This is a genomic window from Anaeromyxobacter sp. SG66 (genome assembly GCF_022690805.1).
Taxonomy (GTDB): Bacteria; Myxococcota; Myxococcia; order Myxococcales; family Anaeromyxobacteraceae; genus Anaeromyxobacter; species Anaeromyxobacter soli.
The window spans coordinates 1-3,145 of sequence record NZ_JALCZC010000204.1 but is presented as its reverse complement, the minus strand read 5'-3'; the positions used below and the strand labels follow the sequence as shown (position 1 = coordinate 3,145).

The following is a 3,145-nucleotide window of genomic DNA, read 5'->3' as shown; positions in this document are numbered from 1 at the left end:
CCGCTGCGCCTCCGCCGCCGCGTCGGTGGCGCGCACCGCGGCGAGCTCCGCGTCGGATCGCTCCCTCGCGCGCTGCGCCGCCTCCATGGCCTCCCGCGCGCGCGCCGCGTCGTCCACCGCCTGCGCCGCCCGCGCCCGGGCGTCCTTGAGCCACTCCTGGAGCTTGTCGCGCTGCTCCTCGGCCTTCTTCCTCCCCGACTCCACGCGCGCCCGCGCCTCGGCGAGCTCCTTCTCGAGGGTCGCGACCCGCGCGGCGAGATCCGGGCCCTCCTCGCGCGGCGCCGCCTTCGCCGCCCCTCGCCCCTCTGCCTCGGGGAGCGGGCCGTAGTACTCCTTCACGAGCTCGTCGAGGAGCGGCGCCGCGCGCGCGCGGACGTCCGCGGCGGGATCGGCGAGCACGCGCCAGAGCGCGAGCGTGAGGCCGTGGTCCGAGGCGCCCGTGGTGAGGAGATCGTCCGCCGCGGGCGCGTCGAGGGGCGTCCGGGCGAGGGGCGGCGCGCCGAACGCCTTGCGGAGCGCGTCGAGGACGCGCGCGCGCGTCGCGGGGCGGGCGCGGACCTCGTCCGCGAGCACGTCGCTCCGCTCCACGTCCGAGAGCGCCTCGGTGCGGAACCCGGGCACCGACAGCCCGAGCTCCTTCACGAGCGCGCGCGTCTCCTCCGGGAGGAGCGCGACGTAGAGGAACACGGAGAGCGCGTCGCGCGAGAGCTCCTCGAGCGGCGCGTCGCCGCCCGGATCCGGGAGCGCGGGAGCCTTCCGGCGGGGCGGCGCGCGCTTCCGCCCCGTCGCCGCCTCGCCCTTGCTCTTGCCCTTGCCGCTCGCCTTCCGCGTCGTCACGGCGGGCCTAGGGCGCGGGCGCCGCGGCCTCGCGCACCTCCGCCTGGAAGACGGCGCCGGGCGGGAGCTTCCACGCGTCCGGGATCGGGATCTGCGCCTGGAACGTGGCGGGCCGGACGGCGCCGCTCGCGCCGCGGACGTCGGTCTGGATCTCGAGCTGGACGGTGGCGGCCTCGCGCGGGAGGAGCTCCACCCACCAGGTGCCGAAGATCGCGCCGGGCGGGAAGTCGTCCTGGAACCGCTCCGGGTCCGCGAGCTTCTGGTAGGGCTCCCCGCCGCCGCTCATCTCGCCGTAGGGCTTGCCGGCGGGGTCGAGCAGGTGGAAGGCGATGCGCCGGAACGCCACCGGCACGACGCTCCGCACGACGGTGCGCTCCCCGCCCCGCTCGCGCTCGAGGAACCGCGGGCTGCCCCACAGCGCGAAGTCGATGCGGAGCCCGGGCGCGCCGCCCTCCGGCGGCGTCCCCGGCTCGACGGCGAGCAGATCGAGGCGGAGCCCCTCGGCGAGCATGGACTGGACGGGCGCGTAGCGGCCCTCGCGCAGCAGCGCGAGCCGGCCGTCGGCGTACTTCTGGAAGTCCTGGAGCTGGGAGCGATCCTTCTCCTCGAGCTTCCCCTTGCGGTCGCCCGCGGCGGCCTCGACGCCCGTCGGGCGCGCCGGCTCGGAGGGGTGGCGGTTGCGGATCGCCTGCAGCTCGTCGAAGTACCAGCGCGACAGGGCGGCGATCTCGTCGCGCCACTCGGGCAGCCGGTCGGCGGGGATGGCGCGCGCCGCGCCGGCACGCTCGGAGAAGTCGCGCTTCAGGCGGGCGCGCTCGAGCCGCGCCTCGTAGGCGTCGGCCTTCTCGCGGGAGCCGGTGAACAGGAAGGCGATCGCGAGCACGGCGAGCCCGATCGGCACCGCGACGAGGAAGAGCTTCTTCATGGGTTCACTCCGAGCCGGAGACGAGCGCCTCGACGCTCCGCAGCCCGGTACGATCGATCTCGTACACGTAGGCGCGCGCGCGGCGGATCGGCTCGTCCGCGACGCGCGAGGCGGAGCCCGCGCAGAGGACCGGCGTCGCGCCGGCGGCGCCGGGCAGGTCCACCCGGAACGCGATGTGACGGTGGCCGTGCAGCACGGCCGCCACGGGGAGCTCCGCGACGAGCCGGACGATCTGATCGGCGTCCGCGAGCGGCATGCGGGCGACGTGGGCGTCGGAGGGGACGCGCTCGGGAGGGAGGACGACGTGGTGGTGGAAGGCGAGGACCACGGCGCGTCCGAGCTTCGCGTGCTCGCGGACGATCTCCCGCGCCGCGCGGAGCTGGTCGCCGCCGAGGCGGCCGGGGGTCGTCCACGGATCCTCGCCCCAGCGCGCGCTGTCGAGCGCGACGAGCACGGCCGCGTCGCCGAGCGGGACGACGTGCGGGTAGCTCGGCGCCGCCTTCTTCATGCCGAGCCCGTCCGGCCCGAGCGCGCGCAGGAACCGGGCGGTCTCGACGGAGTCCTCGGTCCAGAGATCGTGGTTCCCCGGCACGACCGTCAGCTTGCGCGCCTCGGCGAAGGGGCGCAGCAGGTCGGCGGCCCGCTCGAACTCGCGGGGCTCGCCCGAGAACGTCAGGTCGCCGGTGACGACGAGGTGATCGACGCCGACCTCGCGGAGGGCGTCGAGCAGCCCCTTCGCGAGGCGAGCGGAGTGCTTCTCGCAGTCTCGCGCCGAGAAGCCGTTGCGGGGATAGCGGCTTCGGTCGGAGACGTGGAGATCGCTGATGTGGCCGAGTCGGACGATGCGGCCTCCCGGGGCGGCGGCGATGCTATCGCAGCCCCGGCGCAGGTCAAACCTGCGACGGATCGGGGCGCGCGCCCTCCGCCACGCGCGGCAGGACGATCCGGAGCGTCCTCCCGCGCCCCGGCACCGCCTCGTCCTCCACCTGGCCGCCGTGCGGCGCGACGAGCGCGCGTGCGACCGCGGCCGCTCCGCCGTCGTCCGCCGCGGCGCCCCCCGCGATCTCCACCACCGCTTCGGAGCCACGTCGCCCGACACTCACCGCGATCTCCCCACCCCGCCCCGCACCGGCGCCCACCGCGCGGAGCGCCTCGCGGATCGCCGCTCGCAGCGGCCGGTCGTCGCCCATCGCGAGCGCGGGTTCGAGCGCGCTCCGCACTCGCACGCCCGGCGGCGGCGCCCACGCCGCGAGCAGATCGGCCACGAGCGGCGCGAGCTCCAGCGCGCGCGGCGCGCCGGCCGCCTTCTCCGCCGCGTCGTGCAGCGCGCCCACGCGGCGCGCGGCCTCCTCCAGCGCCGCGTCGAGCAGGGAGAGCTGCTCG

2 protein-coding genes and 2 pseudogenes are annotated in these 3,145 nt (G+C 76.9%); all 4 read right to left on the bottom strand.

Annotated features, from left to right (window positions below; genetic code table 11):
* Positions 1-837 (bottom strand): annotated as a pseudogene (locus tag MNZ39_RS23760) (hypothetical protein); the annotation flags it as partial.
* Positions 838-844: 7 nt separating this feature from the next.
* Positions 845-1,762 (bottom strand): hypothetical protein, encoded by a 918-nt coding sequence (locus MNZ39_RS23755; protein WP_242341553.1) that lies wholly within the window; start codon positions 1,760-1,762, stop codon positions 845-847.
* Between the two features lie 4 nt (positions 1,763-1,766).
* On the bottom strand, positions 1,767-2,588 hold the full coding sequence (locus MNZ39_RS23750; protein WP_242341554.1) for a metallophosphoesterase: 822 nt from the start codon (positions 2,586-2,588) through the stop codon (positions 1,767-1,769).
* A 64-nt stretch (positions 2,589-2,652) separates the two neighbouring features.
* A pseudogene (locus tag MNZ39_RS23745) lies at positions 2,653-3,145 on the bottom strand (hypothetical protein); the annotation flags it as partial.